Origin of the sequence: Mucilaginibacter gossypii (assembly GCF_900100945.1) — a bacterium.
GTDB classification, from domain to species: domain Bacteria; phylum Bacteroidota; class Bacteroidia; order Sphingobacteriales; family Sphingobacteriaceae; genus Mucilaginibacter; species Mucilaginibacter gossypii.
The window spans coordinates 344,864-369,647 of sequence record NZ_FNCG01000004.1; the positions used below are offsets into that span (position 1 = coordinate 344,864).

Genomic DNA, 24,784 nt, shown 5'->3' on the forward strand with positions numbered 1-24,784 from the left:
CTGTTTGTTGCAATTTTAATCCCTATATATTAAATATCTTCAGGTATATTTATGAAATATAAACTAAACTTGCCATGAAGCAAATTTTCCTCTTGTTTTTATTTATTGTATTGAGTGTTGGTGCGTGGCCTCAGGACAGCCTGTTGCATAAAGTTGTTAAGCATTCCTTTAATATTGACGAACATTCGGTAGTAAAAGATTCGACCGGAAAGCAACTTACTTACAAGGAATGGGGCGATCTGGTGCGTACCAGGCAGTTTGTTTTATGGCCCGAGAATATAGAAGATCCTAAAACTGCCTTTATTGTTAAGAAGAAGGGCACCAAAGAAGTGCGGTACATAAAGTCTGAAACTGAGCAAACGACAGGAACACGAGAGAGTATGCCGAAACAGCTATCGCCCGAAGAAGCCAAAGAGCAGTACATGGCTTCTCTCCCCAAACCCTACGAATCGACCTATTTTAACACCGGTGAGATAATGGAACCGTTTAGTACACATGATATTAACGGTAATAAAATCAAACTAAAAGATTTACGCGGCAAAGTCGTTGTCTTGAATTTTTGGTTTATAGGCTGCCCGGCCTGTATGCAGGAGATTCCGGAGTTAAACAAGCTGGTTGATGATTATAAGGGTAACTCAAACGTGATTTTTTTGGCAATAGCACTGGATTATCGCTACGATCTGAAGAAATTTCTGAAGCAAACGGAGTTTAAGTATGATATTATCGATGATGGCCGGAATATAGCCGCCAGGTATAAAATAGGCCTTTATCCAACCAGTGTTATATTAAATAAGGAGGGAAAAGTTACCTTTCATACTGTAGGATTTGCAGTAAACTCCCCGTATTGGATGAGAAAGACGATTAACGAGGGATTAAAATGAGGCAATTGTTTCAATGTGGGGGCGCATAATTGTGTCTCCCGTAAGACAAGCCGCATGCCCAATTGCGTAAATTGCACGCGGTAGAGACGCAATTATGCGTCTTACAAAAAAAGCGGCATCAGGATGATCGTGATACCGCTTTATAATATTTTAAAGAAAATTTTAAACCGAGAAAGAAGAACCACAGCCGCAGGTGCTGGCAGCATTAGGATTGTTGAAAGTAAAACCACGGGCATTTAATCCGTCCTGGTAATCGATTTGCATACCGGCCAGGTATAAACCGTGCGCTTTGTGCATGAAAACTTTAATACCATCAATAATATATTCCTGGTCGCCGTCTTTTTTCATGTCGAAGCCTAAAATATAGTTCATGCCCGAACATCCACCACCCTCAACACCAACACGTAAACCAAATTCGTCGTGTATTTCTTGCTGGTCTTTTAATTTATAAAGTTCTTTTACTGCGCCCGGTGTAAAAGAAACCGGAGCAGCTTCAACAGCTATACTCATCTTTATTTTTATTTATTCCACACAAATATAACGTAAAATGCAGATTTTTGTTAGTGTCATAATTTTATGACCCCTGTATAACATTTATAAACATGCCCACTCTACCTTTTTTGTTTGATATTTTAAAATATACTATTTCGGGCTTAGGCGTTGTGTATATCGCTTTTTACCTGTTTAAACCATACCTTGATAAATCAGAAAGTATCCAGCTATTGGAATTAAAACGTACTATCAGTAATCAAACACTGCCCTTGCGCCTGCAGGCTTACGAAAGGGTTGTACTTTTCATTGAAAGGGTTAATCCTGCAAGTTTACTTATCCGCCTTAACGGATCGGCCGATACCGCCGCCGAATTGCAGGCTATTATTGTTAACGAGGTGCGCAACGAGTTTCAGCATAACATTACGCAGCAAATTTATGTAAGCGCCCGGGTTTGGAACGTGGTAAAAAGGGTAAAGGACGATACCATTAATATGATCAATAATGCTGTAAAGGCTTTACCTCCTGATACTTCAGCACTTGAGTTAAGTAAGGTTATCCTGGTACATTTAAGTAAGCTTGAAGATAACCCTTATGATGTGGCGCTTGGGCTCATCAGGCAGGACATGGAAGAATTACACTAAGCTTATGGCCAGGGATAAAAAAATTACCACTACATCGGGTATCGAAATTAAGGAGGTTTATACCGAACCTTCAAATATGAATGAATTGCCCGGTGAGTTCCCTTTTACCCGCGGCATCCAAAAAGATATGTACCGGGGCAAACCCTGGACCATGCGTCAATACGCCGGTTTTTCAACCGCCGAAGAATCAAACAAGCGCTACCACTATTTATTAAGCCAGGGAACAAACGGACTTTCGGTAGCCTTCGATCTCCCAACACAAATAGGCTATGACTCCGACCACCCCCTTGCCGAGGGTGAGGTAGGCAAGGTAGGCGTAGCCATTGATTCGTTAAAAGATATGGAGGTTTTATTTGAGGGTATTGAACTTAAGAATATCACCACCTCCATGACCATCAACGCAACCGCTCCTATTTTGCTGGCCATGTACATTGCCCTGGCAAAAAAACAGGGCGCTGATCTGAAACAGATTTCGGGTACTATCCAAAACGATATATTAAAAGAGTATGCTGCCCGTGGTACCTATATATATCCCCCTGCGCCATCCATGCGGCTCATTACCGATGTATTTGAATACTGCAGTAAAGAGGTGCCCAAATGGAATACTATCTCCATATCAGGTTATCACATCCGCGAAGCAGGCTCAACCGCCGTGCAGGAGCTTGCATTTACATTGGCCAATGGCAAAGCTTATTTAAAGGCCGCGTTGGATAAAAGGCTTGATATTAATGTGTTTGCCAAGCGGCTTTCCTTCTTTTTTAACTGTCATAGTAATTTTTTTGAGGAAATAGCCAAGTTCCGGGCTGCAAGGCGCATGTGGGCGCATATTACTAAACAATTGGGAGCTACCGATGCCGGCGCTCAAAAACTTCGCTTTCATACGCAAACAGGCGGCTCTACTTTAACCGCTCAACAGCCGCTCAATAATATTATAAGGGTAAGCAACCAGGCAATGGCTGCCGTGCTGGGGGGTACACAATCATTGCATACCAACGGGTATGATGAAGCCTTGTCGTTACCAACAGAAGCCGCAGCCAAAATAGCCTTGCGCACCCAGCAGGTTATCGCGTTTGAAAGCGGTGTTACCGATACGGTTGATCCGCTTGCCGGTTCATACTTTATCGAAGCTTTGACAGATGAGATAGAAGCAGCAGCCCAATTATATATAAATAAGATAGATGCTATGGGTGGCGCGGTAAAAGCCATAGAGCAGGATTATATCCAGCAGGAAATAGCAGCCTCTGCTTATCAGTACCAACAGGAGATTGAAACCGGCGAAAAAGTGATTGTAGGTGTTAACAGGTTTACCCAGCAGGAGGAAGCTCCCGTTAACGTGTTTAGGGTGGATGATGCGATCAGAAAAATGCAATCGGAAAAAATTGCAGAGCTAAAAAAGGCGCGTAATAGTGAAGAAGTTGAGAAAAGTTTACATCTTTTGAGAATGGCTGCTGCCAGTGCTGAAAACTTAATGCCGTTTATAGTAACTTCGGTAGAGAGCTATGCAACCCTGGGAGAGATTGCCGACGTATTGCGCGGCGTTTTTGGGGAATATTAGGATCGGGGTGCGGCTTTTAGGTATGTGTTTATTGCGTGCCGCAAATCAAAAAAAGTTAATTTTTAATTTTATAAAACACTAAACCAGCGCATTATTTTTTAGTTTATAATAATAGCTGAAACGGCTCAACAATTACCCCTGTTTTGACGTATAATTAAGGGTTGTAACCGGCGGTTTTATTATTCTTTTTTTTGAAATTCCAAAAAAAGAAAAAAACAATTGAGAAATATTTGGATTGTGATTTTTATACCAAAAATTATGTTATCCATACAAAAATTTCATTAAAAAATCGAATTTGTTAGTAAAAAGCCAAATGTTAAAAAAGTGAAAATTTAATTTTTTTATAAGCTTTTTTTGGCAATATTCGATGTTCCGTAGCAAGGCCAAAAGTTGTTTCGCTGGGGGTTGGAAATCAATATTTTACTTTTATTTATATGGAAAAAACTTGTACGAACGTTTGGAATAGCTGCCTTCAGATCATCAAAGACAACATACCGGCCCAGAGTTTTAAAACCTGGTTTGAGCCGATTAAAGCTTTGAGAATGGAGGGAAGCGTATTAACCATACAAGTACCAAGTTTATTCTTTTACGAGTGGCTTGAAGAGCACTATGTAGGGTTACTGCGCAAGACAATCAAAAAACAATTGGGCGACGAAGGACGTTTAGAGTATAATATAGTTGTTGAGCAATCATCAAGTAAACCATACACAACTAACATGCCTTCAAACGGAAATGGCGCTGATTCAAAACATCAGAGTATGCCGATACCTATTTCAATTAACAAGGATATTAAAAACCCCTTTGTTATACCCGGGCTCAAGAAGTTGAACGTAGATCCTCAGCTTAACCGTAACTACACCTTCGAAAACTTTGTTGAAGGTGATTGCAACCGTTTGGCCCGCTCTGCCGGTTATGCCGTTGCCGCTAAACCCGGAGGTACTTCATTTAACCCTTTAATGATTTATGGTGGTGTAGGTTTGGGTAAAACGCACCTGGCACAAGCTATTGGTAACGAAATTAAGCGCACCCTGCCCGATAAACTGGTACTGTATGTATCATGCGAAAAATTTACGCAGCAATTTGTTGATGCTTTAAAGCACAATAATATTAATGATTTTGTGAACTTTTACCAGGCCATTGACGTGCTGATCATGGACGATGTGCACAACTTTGCCGGTAAGGAAAAGACACAGGATTTCTTCTTCCATATATTTAACCACCTGCACCAATCGGGCAAACAACTAATCATTACATCAGATAAAGCGCCTAAGGATCTGGCCGGTTTGGAAGAACGCCTGCTTTCGAGGTTTAAATGGGGCTTATCTGCCGATTTGCAGATCCCTGACCTGGAAACCCGTATGGCTATCCTGAAGAATAAAATTTACCAGGATGGCATCGATCTGTCAAACGATGTGATCGAATACGTTGCTCATAACATTGATAATAACGTACGGGAGCTGGAAGGCGCCATGGTATCGTTACTGGCCCAGTCAACCCTTAATCGTAAGGAGATTGACCTGAACCTGGCTAAACAAATGTTGAAAAACTTTGTGAAGAACTCATCTAAAGAAATTTCGATGGAGTATATCCAAAGTTTAGTGTGCGAGTACTTTGAAGTACCTATTGAAATGGTAAAATCTCAAACCCGCAAACGTGAAATTGTACAAGCCCGTCAAATATCGATGTACCTGGCTAAGGCACATACCAAAAGTTCATTGAAATCAATCGGTCATTTTTTTGGTGGCCGTGACCACTCAACCGTGATCTATGCCTGCCAAACTGTGGAGGATTTGATTGACACGGACAAGAAATTTAAAGGGTACGTAGCAGATATTCAGAAGAAACTAAAAATGAGCTAATAATTGCTCGCTAATACAACAAAAAGGCCGGTTATTTTTAACCGGCCTTTTTGTTTTTATGTTTTTTAAATGTAGTTTTAACGGTTGTAAACCTTATCATAAAACTGCATATGAAAAAACACACCCTCCTGCTGTTTTTGTTTTTTTTCCATTTTTCAAATATTTATGGTCAATCCGTTACCCTTGAAAAAGGCAAGCAATTTGAGGTTGATGTGCATACAGAAACGAGGTCGCCCGATATGGCGGACTATTCCACTTTAACCTTTGCCTTTAAGGTAGAGGGTAAAGACGGGCCTAATACTGTACTTGAGTGCAGGATTGTAAAAGTGGTTATGAGTAGCCTCTATGCTAAATATCCAGGTTCCAATAGTATATTAAATACCGATAGCATCCATACACTTAAATTAAACTCGTCCTGGCTGCTTTTACATCTGGCGTTGATGCATCAGCCGTTAACTGTAACAATGAGCCCGCGCGGGCAATTGCTGAGTATTACCGGTGTTGATAAAGCTTTGCAGGCTGCCATTGACAAATGGGGCCTCAGCGATGCAATGGCTTCACAGCTAAAGGCTAATGGTAAAAGCTTTCCTGAAACCAGTATAACCGGCATATTTACTCAATTGCCGCCACAAACCATCAGTTACAAAAGCGAGTGGACAAGCGATAACTTAAATTATAAGGTTACTGCTATTAATGGTGCTTTGCTTTATATTACTTCAACAAGTATTAAAACAGGAAATGGCCAGGGCATGAGCGGCTCGGGTATTTTTAACCAGGTAACGGGGCTCATGGAGCAGTGGCAATATGCAACAGAAACCAAGTTTGAACAGGAAGAAGAAGGGAGAAAAATAATGGTGCCGCAGTATGCCTACAAGCAAAGCCTGCGGTATGGTGAAAGGCATTATACGCAGGATACTGCCTGGATTAGCATGGCCATAAAAACAAGTCGTTCATTTAGTGATGCTCTTAAAACCAATACGATGTTCGATTCGGTAAAGGTGCATCGCTATTTCAGGGATAACGATGCTAAATTTGGTAATGATCCTTATTATGTAGTAACCAGATTAAATTTAATGCAAGAAATAGCCGGTTCCAGTAATTATGATGCTTACTCCAAAATGCTCAGAAATACACCCACAAGGTTTTTGAAAGACGAGGAAGGGCACTTGTTCAATAAATTTGTTGAGGTGAGTAATACCTCTGCCGACTCGGCCTATGTGATCAGTAAATACCTTTATAAAACCAGATTGTTTGATCAACTCATTCAGGAATCATATGCACAAAGTTTTTTAAGTTCAGATATAGCCAGTCTTATGCAGGACGAAGGCTTTAAGAGGTATGTGGCTTTACAAAAACTAAGTGACGCAGATGTAAAGAAAGTGCTTGCCGAGCAAAGCGAGCAACGGCGCAATTCTGTGCAAAAGGCAAATGAGCTGCTACTTTTACTGCATCAGGATAAAGATGTGTTGATTCAACAAAAAATAAACCCGCTTTATTTGTGGGTAAACGCAAAAAAACATGAACAAGAGCCCAACTTGTTAAACAAAACAGCCAAAGCTTTTATGCATATGGACGATGCCAGTATGAAAGCTGGAAATGGTAGCAGATATGCCTTATTGACGTATAAGCTGCTTTTAGGCGCTCACGCAACTGCCAAGGCAAATGCACTTTTGTTAAAAACGATTGAAAACCTGGAGCGATACAGCGCAGATACGCTTAATGCTAACCACTATGCCGATCAAAATATGCTGGCTTATGCCTGGTATCTGAAATATCAGGCCGAAAAACCTGCCGATTCGGTTAAGGCGCTGCAATACCTCTCAAAAGCGGCCAGGTGTTCACCCGCTACTACCAAGGAAAAGGCTCATGCCAGTTATTACGACCGGGTTTTCCTGCATTCAAAGGAGAGTTATAGGGAAGAGTTCATTGAACGGCTTTTTAATAGTGGGGATGATACACAAGCGCTTAAGGTATTTGTTGATCACGTTAACGCCGGATTGGATAATATTGACGAATTACAAAAATTGTATGAGTCGCATTTTACAAATAAAAGTTTTAAGGATTTTTTTGTTTCGGATGTGATAAGTACCTGGAAAACCGCACCGCCATTTACCCTTAAGGCACTTGATGGCAAGGAATATTCATTGGCCGCGTTCAGGAATAGTTGGTTGGTACTTGAATTTTGGGGAACCTGGTGCGGCCCATGTCGCGCTGAGATGCCCCAAATTAATGCTTTTAACAAGGAGCTGAGTGAAGGCAAACATAGCGGTATCAATTTTTTAAGTATTGCCTGCCGGGATAACGAGCAGGAGGTAAAACTATATATTACCGCTAATAAGTTTGAGATACCTGCGGCTATGGCGAATGATACTATTGAAAAGCAATATAGCGTTTCAAGCTATCCTTCTAAGATTATTATATCGCCCGAGGGTAAAATGCTGACCCTGAAGTTTGGTGGCGACTGGACGGGGATCATTAAAAAGCTTAATCAGATGTATCCGGCAAATAACTAAAATTGTTATGGAGAAAGGTAAATGAGGTATATTTAGTTATGAAAAAACTTATCCTCGCAGTATTTATTTTATTGTCGTTCCAATCCTTCGCCCAGCAAACGGAGCAGGATGCTATTAAGCAAACCATCAATACTATGTTTAACGCCATGCGTAAGGGCGATAGCACGATGCTTAGATCCACCTTTGCTAAAGGAATCGCTTTTCATAGCGTAGCCAACAAAAAGGATGGAACCGTAACTTTGGAAATTGAAAACCCTGACGATTTTATCAAACTTATTGGCACGCCACATAAGGGTGTTTATGATGAACGTATAACTTTTGCCGATATTAAAATTGACGGTCCGCTGGCCAGCGTTTGGGCTCCATACAAGTTTTACTTAGATGATAAATACAGCCATTGTGGAGTGGATGTTTTTCAATTGATGAAAACCGCAGATGGCTGGAAAATCATTTACATAGTTGATACAAGGCGGAAGGGCAATTGCCCGGAGTGATATTCTACATCACACCCAACTTCATCATTCCATAAAACAAACCGGCGCAATGCATAGCTTGTTTTATCTCGTTATTGAGCAGTAGTTGTTTTACTTCTTCAATGGTGTATTCTTCAACAATCAGTTCCTCCAGTTCATCGAGGTGTTGGCCCTGCACCTTTTTGCCACCTTTAGTAAAATAGGTAAATGTTTGATTGTTAGCAGTGGATGGGTTACCATATACAGTGCAAATCAGTTCAAATTCGTCAAACTGGTAGCCGGTTTCTTCCAGCAATTCCCGGCGTATTGCGTGTACAGGTTCTTCGCCTGCATCAATCACACCGCCCGGAATTTCGAGCGAGATAACACCTGCGGCATGACGGTATTGTTTCACCATCAATACTTTATTGTCTTCGGTTATGGCTACTGCGTTAACCCAGTTTGAATATTCAAGTACATAGTAATCTTCAACTATTTTGCCATTTGGCATTTCGCATTTATCAATGCGGAGGGTGGCCCAGGGGCCTTTGTGGATGTATGATGATGAAAGTAGTTTCCAGGTGAGATCTTTACTCATAGTTATTTTGCAGAAATTGATAGATAGCGTTACGCTTGTTTATGTTTTCGAATGATGCTCGATTGTGATTCTTCTCCAGTCGGTTAAATATAGAAATGATCTTTTGTAAGGCGGCCAAGGTTTCGTCATTAGCTGCAAAAGGTTCATAATACATATATAACAACTGAGCTAAAGCATCCAGCTTTTCGGGCGAATAGTTTCTCTCGTTGAGTAAAATGTCAAAATCTTCGATGCTTAGTTCAAGCAGATCGTTCAATTTTAGATCATACTCGTCCTGAAGCATTTGATCAGCATGTTGAATAAATGCTTCAGGATTTGCAGCGTTTTTGAAACCTGCCAGCTTTGATATCGAATATACGATCTTTTCAATCTCGCGTAAGATGAAGTCTTTTTGCATTGGTTAAGATGTGTTATACCGTGAACGACTACCAGCTGCCGCTTGAGCCGCCGCCGCCGCCGCTTCCGCCGCCAAAACCACCAAAGCCACCGCCTCCGCCACCGCCGGAAAAACCTCCCCAGTCGCCACCGCCGCTCCGGCCTCCGCCGCCAAGCATGTTACCTGCCAGGAACCACCAGAATGGGCTTGCACCCCCCCTGCGACCAATGATTTGCCTGCCGCCTCCGCCGCCGCGATTGCGGAATACCAGGATCAGGATAACTACGACTATGACAATGACTATAAAACCAGCCGGGCCGCCGTTGCTTTGCTTTTGTTTTTTTGCCGCCTTATACTCGCCTTTCATTGCTTTGATAATGCTGTTGGTACCAGCATCAAGTCCGCCATAATAGTCGCCTTGTTTAAAGTGCGGTTTAAGGTCATTTTGGATAATATCCTGAGTAACGATATCGGGCAAGGCGCCCTCGGCGCCGTAGCCGGTTTGAATACTCATTTTACGGTCGCCAATAGCAACCAATACCAATACGCCATTATTTTTGTCTTTTTGCCCTATACCCCATTTCCGTAACAGTTGAACGCCATAGTCATTAATATCATAACTCCCTGTCGATTTCAGGATCACCACTGCAATTTGCGTTGAAGTGGAATCATTGAAGGCTACCAACTTAGTTTCCAGTCGCTGTTTATCAGCCGGGTTTAGAGTGTTGGTATAATCTGTTACGAGAGTATTGGAGCGTTCCGGAAAGTCCTGAGCAATTGCGGCAATAACGCAAAGTGTAAATCCGAAAAACAGTATAAACTTTTTGAGCATGTTTTTAATTTTTAATCGCCATCCATAAAGGCTATATCATCCGGAAGTTCGTTTTGATCGCCATCTTGATGAGGGAAATATTTTTGGAGCTGTTCCCCGGCAATTTTAAGGCCTGTAACAATTCCTTCAACAATATCGCCATATTTAAAATGCTGCAGCATATCATCGCGGGTGGTATCCCAAAAATCGGGGGGGACAACCTGGTTAATACCGGCATCGCCTATGATGGCAAATTTGCGGTCGACGGTGGCCACATATACAAGCACCCCATGCCTGAGCTTGGTTTTATGCATATTGAGCTGTTGGAAATATTTTGCAGCACGGTCAAGAACATTTTCACTGCACCGCTTTTCGATGCACACCCTGATTTCGCCCGATGAGCGGTGCTCGGCATCTTCAATAGCTTTGCGGATGCGCTGCTGTTCCTCTTCGTTAAATACAGCCATATATTTTAATTATTGATTTTGTGAATTGTTGAATTGTGGAGTTATTGCATCTGTGGGCTTGTTTAACTGTTGAAGTACAAGTCGTAATTCAATAACTCAATAATTCAGTAATTCAATAATTAATTAAACTCTACTTTAGGGGCTTTGTCGGCACCAGGCTCGGCAGTGAAATAGCCTTTTTCAGAAAAACCGAACATTTTGGCAGTTATATTGGCTGGAAACGAACGGATTTTGCTGTTATATTCCTGAACGGCATCATTAAAATCTTTGCGCGATACATTGATCCTGTTTTCGGTGCCTTCCAGTTGAATTTGCAAGTCGTGGAAGTTGGAATTCGATTTCAGGTCGGGGTAGTTTTCAGTAATTGAAAGCAATTTACCAAGGGCCGCGCTTAGCTCACCTTGTGATGCCTGGAAAGCTTTTATTGATTCGGGTGTAAGCTTGTTGGGGTCAACTTGCACCGATGTTGCCTTTGAACGTGCCTCAACCACAGCTGTAAGGGTGCTTTTTTCAAAATTTGCTGCGCCTTTTACGGTATTAACTAAATTGGGGATCAAGTCGCTACGGCGCTGGTAATCGCTTTGCACGGCACCCCATTTAGCTTTAACAGTTTCATCTAATTTAACCATACTGTTATAGCTGCATGAACTTAAGGACATAGCTGCAGCTATGATTAATATAACCGAGAATAACTTTTTCATTTGTTTTTCGTGTGTTTTTGTGATGTTTTGGGTTAGAGTGCAAATCACGTACCGTTGTTACAAAGGGCATGAGTTGCTGACAAGGTGTCAAGTTACGGCTTTTTGGTAAATTATAGAAGGATGTGAGACGTAAGATGTGCGATATGAGAAATAATTAATGGATTTGAGATATGAGACGTGAGTTATGAGAATGTTCTGTTCTTTTACCCTATAAAAGCAGAAAGCCCCATCAGGGGCTGCGTCATTGTAAATGATTTGTATAAGGTTAATAGCGGGACCGGCTTATCCTGCCAGGCAATGTTCTTCGCGCATGGTTAGTTTCGCTACCATATCTTTTAAAAGCGTACGGGCACGGTGCAGTGTAGTGCGTGATAAAAGTTCGCTCATGCCCAGCGACGAACCTATTTCCTGGTGCGAGTAACCTTCAATGGCGTACATGTTAAAAACAGAGCGGTATGTTTTTGGTAATTTTTGTACCAGTTTCATCAGGTCTTTAGCTTCAAGTCCATTATCATTAAATGAGCTGCTGATAGGTATAGCGGCGGCTTCCTCTGCTGCAAAATCATCAACCAAAACTATTGGCTTTAACTTGCGATAACGTGATATGGCGCAATGTACCATGATGCGGCGGATCCATCCTTCCAAACTGCCTTCGCCACGGTAGTTTTTCATATTGCGGAACATTTTTATAAAACCTTCCTGTAATATATCCTGTGCCTCGTCTTTATCGGTTGCATAACGCATGCAAACAGCAAGCATACGTGGTGCTAATAACCTGTATAATTGTTCCTGGCTCTTCCTGTCGTTAGTCATGCAGCCATTCCATATAGTGTGTAAGCGTTCGTCGGCGGTAGTCATTGTTCTATTATTTAAATACATGAGGTGCATGCCAATCTAAGTGCCATTTTGTAATTTATTGATTTTCAGTATTTTATTTTTTGTTGGCTTTTAAAACTGTTCGATAGCGTACGGTCAATGTGCAAAGCCGAACGGTTTTGAGGATTTTGAACCTTCTCCCGATACTTTTAAAAGTCTCCCCCTTTGAGGAGAGATTTAACCGGGGATTCTTAACTTTGCACCATCCGGGATAAAAACCCGGCATCAGTCATGACAAAAGAAACAGAGATAGTTTGTCCTCCCGGGCAACAGGAAGATGAAGCAGTTTTAAAGCAACTGGCGTCAGCAGCGCTGAAAATTCCCCTGAAAAATATTTCGGCGTTAAAAATCTTAAAGCGTTCTATTGACGCGCGCGGCCGCCGTGTGGTTTACCGCATGCAGGTGAGGGTTTTTATAGAAGAGGTCTACCAGCCTGAAATTTTTTCTGTTAATTACCCCAACGTGCAATTTGGCCGACCAGTAATCATCGTTGGTGCAGGCCCGGCCGGATTATTTGCTGCCCTGCAATGCATCGAACTGGGTTTAAAACCAATTGTTATTGAACGGGGCAAAGATGTAAAACAACGCCGCCGTGATTTGGCAAATATCAACAAACAAGGCCTCGTTAACCCCGAATCAAATTATTGTTTTGGGGAAGGCGGGGCAGGTACTTATTCGGATGGTAAGCTGTATACCCGCTCAACCAAGCGGGGAGACGTGACCCAGGTGCTTAAAATGTTTGTAGCCCATGGTGCTGCCGAAGATATCTTGATTGACGCCCGTCCGCATATCGGTACCAACAAACTGCCGCAGATTATCACTGCCATGCGCGAAACAGTGCTGAACGCAGGCGGTGAGATCATGTTTGATACCAAAGTAAGTCAACTGTTGGTTGATTTTGGAAAAATTAAAGGCGTCAAAATAGCTGCGGGCGAAAAGATTATGTCAGATGCTGTGATCCTGGCTACAGGCCACTCGGCAAGGGATGTGTTTGAAATGCTGCATAGCCAAAATATCCTGATCGAAGCTAAACCTTTTGCTTTAGGTGTAAGGATAGAGCATCCGCAAGAAATAATTGACCGCGCGCAATATCATTGCGAATTGCGAGGCCCTGATTTGCCGCCATCATATTATAGCCTTGTTGAACAGGTTGACGACCGCGGTGTGTTTTCTTTTTGTATGTGCCCGGGCGGCATCATAGCCCCGTGCTCAACAGAAGCAGGGGAGATTGTGGTAAACGGCTGGAGCCCTTCAAAGCGAAATAACCCATTTGCCAATTCGGGTACGGTAGTTCAGATTAACCTGGAGGACGTTGCCGGCGATGATAGCGATCCTTTTAAGATGCTCAACTTTCAGAAACAGGTTGAACATGCTGCTTTTGTAGCCGGTGGCGGTAATCTGGTAGCGCCCGGACAACGGATGGTTGACTTTGTGCAGAACCGTTTATCAAACGATTTACCCGTTAATTCATACTTGCCCGGTACTAAAAGCGTTGAACTTAAAGAATTGTTACCGGGGTGGATCAATGAGCGCTTGCGCAAAGCGCTACCGGTATTCGGTAAAAAAATGAAAGGCTATTATACCAACGACGCCATTTTGGTTGGCGTTGAATCGCGTACATCATCGCCTGTTAAAATTCCGCGCGACAGGGAGACCTTACAGCATCCACAGGTTAGGGGTTTATTTCCCTGCGGAGAGGGGGCGGGCTATGCGGGTGGTATAATTTCTGCTGCTATTGATGGAATTAACTGTGCAACTGCTGCTTTAAAAATATTATCATGACCACATCTCAAAAATTATTTAACCAGCTTCAAAGCGTTTTGTCGGGCGAACCATGGTATGGCCCCTCAGTTTATTCCATTGTTGATAATATCAGTTTTGAAGCTGCCTATGAAAAGCCCGCTGGCTCAATACATAATATTGCCGCTATTATTTTGCACATGACCGGATGGACTGAAGAAGTAATGGACCGCATGAATGGCATGGACGCACAGTTGCCGGTTCGTGGTGACTGGCCTGAACCCGGCCTGCCCGACGAACAAAAGTGGAAATGGATTGTTGAAGATATAAAGCTGGTGAATGTAAACCTGGCAGGCTTTATCCAAAACTTCCCGGAAGAAAAATGGAACGAGCCTGTTACCAAAAAGGGCGGAGAAGCCGGAGAAACTTACGAATACCAGGTGACCGGTTTGATACAGCATCATATTTATCATTCCGCGCAAATTGCTTTATTAAACAGGATGATCAATGGCTAATAAAAAAACATTAATATTAGGGGCAACGCCAGATACCAGCAGGTATGCCAATTTTGCGGCTACCCGTTTGGTTGAACGCGGGCATACCATTGTTAATGTCGGCGTAAAAACGGGCGAAGTAGCTGGCGTACCTATTGAAAAACCTGAAACCATACACCGTGATATTGATACCATAACGCTGTATGTTGGCCCACAAAATCAACCTTCGTTGTATGATTATATATTGAACACAAAACCCAAACGGATCATATTTAACCCTGGTACTGAAAACAGCGAACTGAGGCGCAAGGCTAACGAGCAGGGCATCGAAACGGAGTATGCCTGTACGTTAGTAATGTTATCGATAGGACAGTATTAAGCTCGAAGTCTAAGTCGATAGTTCAAAGTCGGATGTCTGTCAGACATGATCAGATTAATACTTTGAACTTGTAGGGCTTAGGACTTATGACTTTGGACTCTCAACTCACTCTCCGCTGTTAAAGGCCTGCATATCTATCAGTTTCCTGTACAAACCATTGTTTTGCAATAATTCCAAATGCGAGCCACGTTCAACAATGCAGCCATTTTCAAGAACGAGAATGATATCTGCATTTTGTATGGTGCTTAAACGGTGGGCTATTATAAGCGATGTCCGGTTCTGCATTAGGTTGTTCAATGCTTCCTGTACCAGTTTTTCGGATTCGGTATCCAATGCAGAGGTAGCTTCGTCTAATAGCATGATTGGCGGGTTGTTGAGCACCGCGCGTGCAATACAGATCCGCTGGCGCTGGCCGCCGGACAATTTTGTGCCGCGGTCGCCGGTATTGGTTTGATAGCCATTTGGCGTTTCCATAATAAAGTTATGGGCATTGGCTATTCGCGCAGCCGCTTCAACCTCTGCCTGCGTTACACCTGTTTTACCAAAAGCGATATTGTTAAAAATGGTATCATTAAATAAAATGGACTCCTGGTTAACTATACCCATTAAAGCTCTTAATGATTCCATGGTAACGGTTTGGATATTTTTACCATCGATAGAGATCGTACCAGATTGAGGCTCACTGAACCGGGGCAGCAGATCCATCAAAGTTGATTTTCCTCCGCCGGATGGCCCGACAAGGGCTACTGTTTTTCCTTTCGGAATTTCGAAGTTAATGTTTTTAAGTACATATTTTTCAGTTTCAATCAATGACTTTCCGGTATCAGCGGATTGCTTAACATCAGGTTTAACTGCATAAGCAAATGATACATTTTCAAATGTAACCTTGTCTTCAAAGCCGGTAAGTTCTGTGGCATCAGGAGCGTTAACAATTAGTGGTTTCTCATCTATTAGCGCCAGTACGCGTTCGCCTGCTGCTATGCCGGAGTGAATGTTACTAAAAGAATCTGAAATTGCTTTAGCCGGACGCATAACTTGCGAAAAAAGGGCAATGTAAACAATAAAATCCGAGGCGGCTAAAGTGCCGGTGCCGCTTATAATTAGCGAGCCACCATATAACACGATGCCGGCAACCATTAAAACGCCTAAGAATTCGGATACAGGCGAGGCCATTTGCTGCCTCTTGGCCATTGATCGGGTAATTCTTGAATATTCCTTGTTTTCGTGATCGAAACGGTCTTTTATAAATGAAGCAGCATTAAATGCTTTTATGATCTTAATACCCGATAATGCTTCATCAAGATTACTGATCATGTTGCTATAGGTTTGTTGTGATTCGGCGGCCTGTTCTTTAAGCCGTTTAACTATCCTTGATATTATAAACGCCGAAACAGGAATTATCAGCATGGAAAACAAGGTTAGTTTAACGGATATTACAAACAGCATTATCAGGTAGGCTATCAATTGAAAAGGTTCTTTGAAAGCAACCTGTAAAGTACCGGTAACCGAAAACTGCACCACCTGCACATCTGCTGAAATTTTTGAAAGGATATCGCCCTTGCGTTCATTACTAAAATAACCAAGGTGCAGGTTCATTACATTGTTAAATACAGTACGGCGAAGGTTAAGCAATGTATAAATACGCAGGTTTTCCATTATGCGCTGCGATAAATACCTGAATAAATTACTAAGTAAAACTGATGTAACGATTGCTATGCAAACAAACTTTAAAGCGCCAAGCGGGCCATAATGTTGATTAGCTGTATGAGCGAAAAATTCAAAGTCCTTAATAGGGTCCCACCAGTTTTTGGGTTTAACAATTACGGCATTTGCAGCGTGTTTATCAAAAATTGTAGTAAGTAAGGGTGCAAGCAACGCTATATTGAGCGTATTAAATATTACCGAGAACAACGTGCATATAAAATAAGGGAATGCAAATTTTCCTATAGGACGAGCGAATGACAGAAGCCTGAAATATATCTTCATCAAATTATTTTAAAAGTGCAAAGCTAATAGTAATTAAGTAATTAAAGTGATCAAAAATATAGAAGCTGCCGGGGGCATTTACTAATACTTACAGCTGACAGAACCTGGCCTGTTAGAAACTATCCGATTTTATATACCTTTATCAAAGATTGTGCTTAAATACATCAGGCATATCAACGTTAAAAAAATGAATAATAATATAGCATTACTGGTAGGACTGAAGAATAATTTAGACTACAGTAAAAACTTTTATGCTACCACGCGCGCCCTTTACCCTGATGTTGAAATTGTTTTTACAAGTTACAATAGTACCGACGGAACCCATTTATGGTTGGATAGTTTGAATGACAGCAATGTCAGGTATTATTATTCGGATGAAGCGAAAACATTTTCAGATACTTATAACAAGTGCATTGAAATAGCAACAAAAAAATACGTTGCCTTATTACATAACGATATAATAATTGCTCCCAATTTTATTGAATATCTGGAGAAAAGCATATCGAAACAAAGCATCACCAAATTTACCACCGTTGAACCGCCGGTTTTTGCTGATGACGAAAGACCAGGCAAACTTGTAAAAGATTTTGGAGCCGATATTAACACCTTTGATATTGCGGGGTTTTATAAATACGCTGCTGAAATTCAAAACAAAAAGCAACCCGATGTTAAAAATGATGCTACAACTTTTTTCTTTTGTATGCTAAGAGAAACATTGCTCGATATCGGCGGCTTTGACCCTTTATACAATCCGATGTTTTGTGAGGATGACGATATGATTATAAGACTGGGACTGCTGGGCCTCACAGGATACGTAACAGTTAATGCTTTGTGTTATCACTTTGTTAGTAAAACATCCAGGTTTTCAGAGGAGTATCAAAACCGTACCATGCAGATTGAACTAAACTCTAACCGTAATTTTTTCAGGAAGTGGGGTTTCAAAAATTCATCGGCAGTAAAAATAAAATACGACGTTGGGTTTGTAGTAAAGAATGGAAGCACAGAGTTGCTTGAAAAAATAGAACCACTTTGTGCTACCGTTTATGTAGATGGTGATTTCAACGAATATATTGATCGGGAGCAACGGAATACCCTGTTTAATTTAAATAATAAGATAAAATCATACCATCAAAAAAAAGAAAATGACATCCTTGTTTTTTTTGACGGAAAGAAATTTGGTGCACGTTCGCTGGATATCCTGGAAAACCTAAGCGGCTTAATTACGCGCAAAAGACAGAAACGAACTGCAATAATTTACAAGTTGTTAGGGTTGGGCAATATGATATTCAGAAAGCATATTTTCCGGGTCAGGATAGCTAACTTTGCAACTTATCAACACCTGCTCATCAAAAGGAAATAATGTTTTTCAGTTTTTATAAAAATAAAGTAAGCATATCATACGGCGTAACGGTTTGTAATGAACATGAGCAACTAAACAAATTGCTGGCTCATTTGCTCAAAAACATTGATAAAAATGATGAAGTAATAATATTGCAGGATATTACTAAGGAGGATGAAAAAACTACCGCAGTAATTGAAAAGTATAAGCATCAAATAGTACATTTAAAGGCAAAGCTTAACAGCGATTTTGCATCGTTTAAAAATAACCTGGTGAAAAATGCATCCAGCGACTACCTGTTTCAGATAGATGCCGATGAAATCCCTAAGAAAACGCTTATCAAACGTATAAAAAAACGTTTGTACCGGAAGCCAGATTGCGATTGCTTCCTGGTACCAAGGGTTAATATTGTTGAAGGGCTTACAGAGGCGCATATACAAAAATGGAACTGGACGGTTGATAAACTTAACCGCGTTAACTTTCCGGATTACCAGTTTAGGATCCTCAAGTTAAACGGGCATATTAAATGGAAAAATAAGGTACATGAAGAACTTTATGGCTTTGAAAAAAGCTGCTATTTGCCTCGTAAAAATGAGAAGTATTGCCTGATGCACATTAAAAACCTTGAACGACAGGAAGCCCAAAACAATTTTTATGATACCTTACAATCCTGACCAAACACATTTATTTTAGTGAAACGTATAGCTTTTATTGTTCAGCGGTATGGCATCGAGGTTAATGGTGGTGCCGAGTACCATTGCCGTTTAGTTGCTGAAAAACTAAACAACCGTTTTACTGTTGAGGTGCTTACTACCTGTGCTAAAGATTATATGTCATGGGCAAACGAATACGCTATCGGCACCGAATTTATAAATGGCGTTAAGGTGATACGTTTCGGTGTTGAACACCCAAGGGACTTGAAAAAATTTAAGCTTGCAGGCCGCAGGTTACGGAAGAAAAAGCAAAGAAGATATCATAGGTTGCTTGGCTATTTCGGGCAGCTGAAAAACTTTGAAAAATTGACCGGGGTTAAACCCCGGGCCGAAAACGAGTTAGCGTGGATAAAGGAACAGGGGCCTTATGTGCCCGAGCTCATCACGTTTTTGAAAACCAATCAGGAAAATTATGATGTCCTTATCTTTTTTACCTATTTGTATTATCCCACCGCTATAGGGATTTCAGTGGCCTCTCATAAATCTATACTGATACCTACTGCTCACGACGAGCCACCTATATATCTCGAATTTTTTAGAAGCTTTTTTAAACAGCCTAAGGCCATTCTTTATAATACCGAAAGCGAAAGACGCTTTGTTAACAAAGTTTTTGGTAACGAGGATATCTATTCAGACGTTGTTGGGGTTGGAATTGATGTGCCGGCACTTCAACCCAGTCCGGGCGCCAATGCTCTGCTACAACAGGCCGGCAATTATATTATTTATATCGGGCGTATAGAGGTTGCTAAGGCCTGTGATGAACTTATCAGCAACTTTATAAAGTTTAAGGCCAGTACGGATAATGATATTAAGCTTGTATTTGTAGGCAGGGCATTTATGCCGGTTACAGAACATCCGTCAATCATTTACACTGGCTTTGTTGATGAATATATTAAATTTAACCTGCTCAAAAATTCCAGGGCGTTGGTAATTCCCTCAATATTTGAAAGCTTATCATTAGTAACGCTCGAAAGCATGGCTTATGGTATTCCTGTTATAGCCAATGAAAAATGCGAGGTTATCAAAGATCATATTAATAAAAGTGGAGCCGGTTTCTTATATAACAACCAGGAAACTTTTATAGCGGCTATCCAAACAGCTTTTAGTAATAATACAAATGTTGCGGATCTGAGCGAAAAAGCCAAATCATATGTAGCCGAAAATTATACCTGGGTAAAAGTGTTAGAGAAATTTGATGCGGCTGTTGACTATGTAGCCGGTCATTCTTCGTCAAGCATCTCGCAATAAAGCTGCAGATATTGCCTTGCTGTTTCATCCCAATTGAATTTTTGCGCATGGGCCTTGATTTTTTCTGACGGGTTATGTTGGCGAAAATGCTGCATACCCTCATTAAATGCTTTTTGCATCTCGCTGCCATCAAAACTCGGGAAAAAGTAAGCGCAATCTCCTGCAATTTCGGGTAACGAAGTATGCGTTGAAGTAAAAACAGGTTTGCCGTGGTGCATCGCCTCTATTACAGGCAAGCCAAAGCCCTCGGCTATTGAAGGGAAAACAAAGGCCTCACAATGTTTGTAATACCATGCTTTGTCATTATCTGATATTGTTCCAATTATTTTTACTCTGCTTTCCACTCCATATTTTTTTGCTTCTGCCATAACTTCGTCTTCATACGGGGTTTTTATCCCGGCTATAATGAGTTCAAAGTTGTTATTGGCTAATAATGCAGGTAAAACATGAAAGTTTTTCTTGGCAGATACGATACCTATAGTAAACAGGAATTTTCCTTTAGTATGATATGCGGGGAGGTGGCCGTGCGGTGATTCAAGTTTGTCGGCACCGTTGTAAATTACCGTTAATTTATCAGCTACTTCAGGAAAATAAGTAACAACATCTCTTGCAGCAAACTTAGAAATGGTTACTATACGGTGGCATTTATTAATACGCTCGCCTAACTTTTTAAGGTAATGATTTAGTTTTTTTTTGCCAATATTTTCGTGAATCTGGTTAATATCATGTATAGTCATGATCTTCTTGTACTTGCTATGTACTTTTTTGGGTTTTAACCTTGAAAATTGATCGGTAAAATGGAAAAGTTTTATACTGTCTCTGTTTATGAAAAAAAACTTATGATATTTTTGGCGGAAATGCCGCTTCACTTCATCGTTATCAAAGTCAGATGTGGCGTCATATAAAAAATAACTCAAATCAAAATTTTTATTTTCTTTTATCAGTGCCTTTCCCAAGCTTCTTCCAAAATAAAATAAGCCTGTATTGGGATATTGCATCGAATCAAACGTTACCAATACACGAGGTTTATTCATATCCATGTTTTAACTTTCTCTGACACCATAAACGGCGTAATTGTTTCTAAATTGTTTGTTCCGCTTTCAATATAGCTCGCTTTTTTGCCAACAGGTGCCCATCGGCCAGGGTGTATAGGCCTTAATGAGGGGAATAATCCAAGGGTATTGATCCCGGTTAGAGCAGCCAAATGCAGCGGGCCTGTACCTGAAGCAATAAGCCCGCCAGTTTTACTTATAAATGCAATTAACTCACTTAACGACATCTTTCCGGTCATATCTTGTACTGTTGAAGGGAGTGTTTTCAGCCAGTTTGCAAGCAAGGCCTTTTCGTTTTCGGAGCCAGTTACAATGATGTTGAATTTTTCGGGTGAAAGGAGGTGTATCAATTCGGCAAAATTATCCAGGCCCCATTCCATACCGCTGCCGTGTGATTTTGGATGGATGATCAGGTTAAACTTATCATTTACAAGTACAGAACTTAAAGCCGGCGTAAGCTCAATTTTGCTGTGAAAGTTATTATTGGATATAATTTCTATTAAGGACGGTACATACTTAAGCCCCAATGGTTTTAACAACACCAGATTAAGCTGTGCCTCATGCAGGTCGGACTTTTTGCGGCTTAATTTTACCAGCCTGTTGCAGGTGTACCAATGAAAAACCCTGTTGGTTGTTCCTATCCGGAGCTTAATACCCGATTGTCTTGCTATCCTGGCAATATGTTTATTAGGCAACACATGAATTATTGCATCTACGTTTTGTTTCTGCAGATATTCAATCTGTTGTGCTTCGGAGAGCTTTTTTAATTCATCGTAATTAATAAATGAGTCTATTGAAGATATGGTATTGATTACTGGCTGCGTATAGGTACGGCCTAAAAAAGATACCATAGCATTTGGAAATAATTGCTTAATGTATGCTGCTACAGGTAAAGTAAGTACAACATCGCCAATAGCGTCAACCCTGCTTATTAAGATGTGTGGTGTTTTTATATAATTAATATCGGCCATTGTCTTAAAGAATTGTACGGGCAGGATTAAAAAAATGCTACACATTAATTTGCAATGATAAGATTAAATCTGTTACAGGGTTAATGTAATTTTATATCGTTGTTATATTAATCCGCATCTTTTATAGATAGTAGTTTATAGATATCTTATTTATCTGATTAACAATTTATAGTTTTACTTATTCGTCTTTTGCTTAAATATTAGTTATTTATGTTAGTGGTATAATACGCATGATATATAATAAATAAGCCAATTCCCCGTAGCGAAGTTTTAATATTGGTATAAGGTGTTTGTTACATAATGAATAGATTTGGACTTTATTATCATTTGCTTTGAATTTGCATCAAAATATCGTTGGTCAATTAAATTTTCGTGTAATTGCGCGTGCTTTAACGATCGTTGAGAATGATCTTAATGGCAGCGGCGCATTGCTTAAAAGCCTTAAGTTTGATAAAAGCTGCCCGGTTATCGGCATTACCGGCCCACCCGGAGCCGGCAAGAGTACGCTGGTAAACGGTGTTATTGATTTACTTTTAAGAGAGGGAAAAAAAGTGGCTGTGCTGGCTATTGACCCTACATCGCCGTTTAATTTTGGCTCCCTGCTTGGCGACAGGATTAGGATGGCTTCTCATTTTACTCATCCCGATGTTTTTATCCGATCATTAGCCACACGGGGCTCTTTAGGAGGCTTGTCAGCAAAAACTATTGAGATGGCCGATGTGCTAAGGGCTGCAGGGTTTGATTTCGTGTTGATTGAAACAGTAGGCGTAGGGCAATCTGAAATTGAAATTACTGGGCTTGCCGATATTACGCTGGTTGTATTGGTGCCTGAGGCAGGAGACGAGATTCAGCATATTAAATCGGGCTTGATGGAAATTGCTGATGCTTTTATTATCAATAAAGCAGATCGGGAGGGGGCCGATGTGTTTGCCAATAATTTAAAAAAGATCATTGCACACAGCGTTAACGAGCAGCCGCCCATTTTTAAAACTATAGCCTCCCAAAACCAGGGGCTCGTGGATATAGCCGCCTTTATACAAAACGCCAATTTAAAGCAAAATAACAGGCGTAAATTGCTGTTGACCGAAAAAGTATACAAACTTATTCAGCAAAAAATGATGACTGGAATCGATAAAAAAAAGCTTCAGCTTGATATAGCTAAAGCTTTGGAGGCCGGAAATTTTAACCTGTATAGTTTTGTGGATACTTATGTATAGTTATTTGATAGCTTAATGTAAAGAAAATACAGATTGAGCTTTTTTGTTTATATAAATTTAATGTATGTTTTAGCTGTTCATAATTTCTTCAATGTGTTCTGCTTCAACCGGGATGCTGCCCATTAAATCTATATTACCGGTGCCGGTGATGAGGATATTGTTTTCGAGGCGGATACCCAACCCCTCAGCGGAAATGTAAATGCCTGGTTCGCAGGTTAGTATATTCCCTGCCTCGAAAGGTTTATACCTGCTGGCATAGTCATGAACATCCAGGCCCAGATGGTGCGAGGTGCCATGCATGAAGTATTTTTTATACAGAGGGGCGTTTTTATCCTGTTTTTCAACATCATGTCTGTCAAGCAAGCCCAGGCCAATAAGCTCTCCCGTCATGATTTTACCAACTTCCTCCTGGTATTCATTCCATACTGTGCCTGCTACAATGAGTTTTGTAGCTTCCCGCATCACTTTTAAAACGGCATTATAAACCTGGCGCTGCCGCTCAGTGAAACGGCCGCTAACAGGTATTGACCGGGTCATATCAGCATTATAATTGCCATATTCGGCGCCGAAATCAAGCAGTATTACATCGCCCTTGTTACATACCTGGTTATTATCATTGTAGTGCAGCACAATAGCGTTGGCGCCCGAAGCAATAATTGGATTGTAAGCATGGCCCGTAGCACGCTGCCTGATGAATTCATGAATGATCTCAGCTTCAATTTCATACTCGGTTACACCGGGTTTGGTATATTTTAAAACACGTACAAAAGCATCACGCGTAATGTCACAGGCTTTTTGTGTGAGCTGTATTTCAATATCTGATTTTATTACCCTAAGATCGCGTAAAATTGGCGCCGAACGGGTGTAATTATGAAGCGGGTACTTTAATTTAAGAGCTTCATACATGCGGTAATCGCGATATGGAACAGTATGAGCGTACCGGTCATTTTCATTAGTATTGATGTAAATATTTTCGCTATAGTTAATAATGCCATGGAGTATGGTATCATATTCATTCAGCCAAAAAATACTTTCAATGCCCGATGCTTCGCGTGCTTCCTCTTTAGTGTATTTGTGGCCTTCCCAAATAGCTATATGCTCGTTAGTTTGTCTTAAAAAAAGTACTTCTCTGTATGCTTTATTAGGACAATCGGGGTACAAAACCAGGATGCTTTGTTCCTGATCAATGCCCGTTAGGTAAAAAAAATCCGGGTTTTGTTTAAACATAAATGCCTGATCACCACTGCGCGGGAACTCGTCATTGGCATGAAAAATAGCGATTGAATTGGGTTTTGTTCTCGAAACGAAATTTTTTCTATTATTTGTAAATAAGCTATTTTTTATCGGCAGATATTTCATATTTATCGGTTGAATATTTTATTAAATCATTTTTTTTTAGTTATTTGTGTAACTATTACAATTT

Annotated in this window: 24 protein-coding genes; 13 read left to right on the top strand and 11 right to left on the bottom strand. The window is 40.8% G+C overall.

Annotation, left to right across the window (positions count from 1 at the left end; genetic code table 11):
* Positions 1–74 precede the first annotated feature (74 nt).
* Positions 75–881, top strand: coding sequence for a redoxin domain-containing protein (locus BLS28_RS10485; protein WP_091165795.1), 807 nt, complete (start codon positions 75–77; stop codon positions 879–881).
* A 162-nt stretch (positions 882–1,043) separates the two neighbouring features.
* On the opposite strand, the gene BLS28_RS10490 is transcribed toward BLS28_RS10485, so the two are convergent.
* A complete protein-coding gene (locus BLS28_RS10490) occupies positions 1,044–1,391 on the bottom strand; it encodes a HesB/IscA family protein (RefSeq protein ID WP_091165800.1) in 348 nt (115 codons plus the stop codon).
* Between the two features lie 92 nt (positions 1,392–1,483).
* On the opposite strand from BLS28_RS10490, the gene BLS28_RS10495 reads away from it, so the two are divergent.
* The 5 genes from BLS28_RS10495 (at position 1,484) to BLS28_RS10515 (ending at position 8,435) form a co-directional block, all read left to right on the top strand.
* Positions 1,484–2,014: a DUF7935 family protein gene (locus tag BLS28_RS10495; RefSeq protein ID WP_091165804.1), complete on the top strand. Its 531-nt coding sequence runs from the start codon at positions 1,484–1,486 to the stop codon at positions 2,012–2,014.
* Positions 1,965–3,569, top strand: coding sequence for an acyl-CoA mutase large subunit family protein (locus BLS28_RS10500; RefSeq protein WP_256337392.1), 1,605 nt, complete (start codon positions 1,965–1,967; stop codon positions 3,567–3,569). Before BLS28_RS10495 ends, BLS28_RS10500 begins: the two co-directional genes overlap by 50 nt.
* A gap of 434 nt (positions 3,570–4,003) precedes the next feature.
* The gene (gene dnaA / locus BLS28_RS10505; protein ID WP_090528828.1) at positions 4,004–5,428 is read left to right on the top strand and encodes a chromosomal replication initiator protein DnaA; all 1,425 of its coding nucleotides are present in this window, start codon (positions 4,004–4,006) and stop codon (positions 5,426–5,428) included.
* Between the two features lie 110 nt (positions 5,429–5,538).
* Positions 5,539–7,941 carry a DUF6263 family protein gene (locus tag BLS28_RS10510; protein ID WP_143020730.1) on the top strand — a complete coding sequence of 801 codons (2,403 nt, stop codon included), beginning with the start codon at positions 5,539–5,541 and terminating at the stop codon, positions 7,939–7,941.
* Between the two features lie 38 nt (positions 7,942–7,979).
* Positions 7,980–8,435: a nuclear transport factor 2 family protein gene (locus tag BLS28_RS10515; RefSeq protein WP_091165812.1), complete on the top strand. Its 456-nt coding sequence runs from the start codon at positions 7,980–7,982 to the stop codon at positions 8,433–8,435.
* 4 nt (positions 8,436–8,439) lie between these two features.
* Here the strand turns inward: BLS28_RS10515 and BLS28_RS10520 are convergent, their stop codons facing one another.
* From BLS28_RS10520 to BLS28_RS10545, 6 genes are all read right to left on the bottom strand, one after another.
* Positions 8,440–8,991, bottom strand: a complete 552-nt coding sequence (locus BLS28_RS10520) for an NUDIX hydrolase (protein WP_091165815.1) — start codon at positions 8,989–8,991, stop codon at positions 8,440–8,442.
* Positions 8,984–9,388 carry a hypothetical protein gene (locus tag BLS28_RS10525; protein ID WP_091165818.1) on the bottom strand — a complete coding sequence of 135 codons (405 nt, stop codon included), beginning with the start codon at positions 9,386–9,388 and terminating at the stop codon, positions 8,984–8,986. The genes BLS28_RS10520 and BLS28_RS10525 overlap by 8 nt, the downstream gene beginning before the upstream one ends.
* A gap of 28 nt (positions 9,389–9,416) precedes the next feature.
* Positions 9,417–10,199, bottom strand: coding sequence for a TPM domain-containing protein (locus BLS28_RS10530; RefSeq protein ID WP_091165822.1), 783 nt, complete (start codon positions 10,197–10,199; stop codon positions 9,417–9,419).
* An 11-nt stretch (positions 10,200–10,210) separates the two neighbouring features.
* The gene (locus BLS28_RS10535) at positions 10,211–10,645 is read right to left on the bottom strand and encodes a TPM domain-containing protein (RefSeq protein WP_090528810.1); all 435 of its coding nucleotides are present in this window, start codon (positions 10,643–10,645) and stop codon (positions 10,211–10,213) included.
* 119 nt (positions 10,646–10,764) lie between these two features.
* Positions 10,765–11,346, bottom strand: a complete 582-nt coding sequence (locus tag BLS28_RS10540; RefSeq protein WP_090528807.1) for a LemA family protein — start codon at positions 11,344–11,346, stop codon at positions 10,765–10,767.
* A 282-nt stretch (positions 11,347–11,628) separates the two neighbouring features.
* Entirely contained in the window at positions 11,629–12,204 is a 576-nt protein-coding gene (locus BLS28_RS10545; protein ID WP_091165826.1) for an RNA polymerase sigma factor, read from the bottom strand.
* Positions 12,205–12,453: 249 nt separating this feature from the next.
* Between BLS28_RS10545 and BLS28_RS10550 the strand changes: the two genes are divergently transcribed.
* From BLS28_RS10550 to BLS28_RS10560, 3 genes are read left to right on the top strand one after another with little or no spacing between them, the layout of a single operon-like run.
* Positions 12,454–14,004: an NAD(P)/FAD-dependent oxidoreductase gene (locus BLS28_RS10550; RefSeq protein ID WP_091165828.1), complete on the top strand. Its 1,551-nt coding sequence runs from the start codon at positions 12,454–12,456 to the stop codon at positions 14,002–14,004.
* On the top strand, positions 14,001–14,477 hold the full coding sequence (locus BLS28_RS10555) for a DinB family protein (RefSeq protein ID WP_091165832.1): 477 nt from the start codon (positions 14,001–14,003) through the stop codon (positions 14,475–14,477). Before BLS28_RS10550 ends, BLS28_RS10555 begins: the two co-directional genes overlap by 4 nt.
* The gene (locus tag BLS28_RS10560) at positions 14,470–14,835 is read left to right on the top strand and encodes a CoA-binding protein (RefSeq protein ID WP_091165836.1); all 366 of its coding nucleotides are present in this window, start codon (positions 14,470–14,472) and stop codon (positions 14,833–14,835) included. The genes BLS28_RS10555 and BLS28_RS10560 overlap by 8 nt, the downstream gene beginning before the upstream one ends.
* 105 nt (positions 14,836–14,940) lie before the next feature.
* Here the strand turns inward: BLS28_RS10560 and BLS28_RS10565 are convergent, their stop codons facing one another.
* Positions 14,941–16,821: an ABC transporter ATP-binding protein gene (locus BLS28_RS10565; protein WP_091165839.1), complete on the bottom strand. Its 1,881-nt coding sequence runs from the start codon at positions 16,819–16,821 to the stop codon at positions 14,941–14,943.
* Between the two features lie 187 nt (positions 16,822–17,008).
* Here BLS28_RS10565 and BLS28_RS10570 point away from each other — a divergent pair, with 187 nt between their 5' ends.
* Genes BLS28_RS10570 through BLS28_RS10580 form a run of 3 tightly spaced genes read left to right on the top strand, consistent with a single transcriptional unit; the run spans position 17,009 to position 20,121 of the window.
* The gene (locus BLS28_RS10570; protein ID WP_143020731.1) at positions 17,009–18,181 is read left to right on the top strand and encodes a glycosyltransferase family 2 protein; all 1,173 of its coding nucleotides are present in this window, start codon (positions 17,009–17,011) and stop codon (positions 18,179–18,181) included.
* Positions 18,181–18,834, top strand: a complete 654-nt coding sequence (locus BLS28_RS10575; RefSeq protein ID WP_091165846.1) for a glycosyltransferase — start codon at positions 18,181–18,183, stop codon at positions 18,832–18,834. Before BLS28_RS10570 ends, BLS28_RS10575 begins: the two co-directional genes overlap by 1 nt.
* 18 nt (positions 18,835–18,852) lie before the next feature.
* Complete coding sequence (locus BLS28_RS10580) at positions 18,853–20,121, top strand: glycosyltransferase family 4 protein (RefSeq protein WP_091165849.1); 1,269 nt, start codon at positions 18,853–18,855, stop codon at positions 20,119–20,121.
* On the opposite strand, the gene BLS28_RS10585 is transcribed toward BLS28_RS10580, so the two are convergent.
* Both BLS28_RS10585 and BLS28_RS10590 read right to left on the bottom strand, forming a co-directional pair.
* Positions 20,094–21,155: a glycosyltransferase family 4 protein gene (locus tag BLS28_RS10585; protein ID WP_176844432.1), complete on the bottom strand. Its 1,062-nt coding sequence runs from the start codon at positions 21,153–21,155 to the stop codon at positions 20,094–20,096. The genes BLS28_RS10580 and BLS28_RS10585 overlap by 28 nt on opposite strands.
* A complete protein-coding gene (locus BLS28_RS10590; protein ID WP_256337394.1) occupies positions 21,152–22,144 on the bottom strand; it encodes a glycosyltransferase family 9 protein in 993 nt (330 codons plus the stop codon). The genes BLS28_RS10585 and BLS28_RS10590 overlap by 4 nt, the downstream gene beginning before the upstream one ends.
* Positions 22,145–22,476: 332 nt before the next feature.
* Here BLS28_RS10590 and meaB point away from each other — a divergent pair, with 332 nt between their 5' ends.
* Positions 22,477–23,361, top strand: coding sequence for a methylmalonyl Co-A mutase-associated GTPase MeaB (meaB, locus tag BLS28_RS10595; RefSeq protein ID WP_091165855.1), 885 nt, complete (start codon positions 22,477–22,479; stop codon positions 23,359–23,361).
* A gap of 69 nt (positions 23,362–23,430) precedes the next feature.
* Here meaB and BLS28_RS10600 read toward each other — a convergent pair whose 3' ends face one another.
* Positions 23,431–24,720, bottom strand: a complete 1,290-nt coding sequence (locus tag BLS28_RS10600) for an aminopeptidase P N-terminal domain-containing protein (protein ID WP_091165858.1) — start codon at positions 24,718–24,720, stop codon at positions 23,431–23,433.
* Positions 24,721–24,784 lie beyond the last annotated feature (64 nt).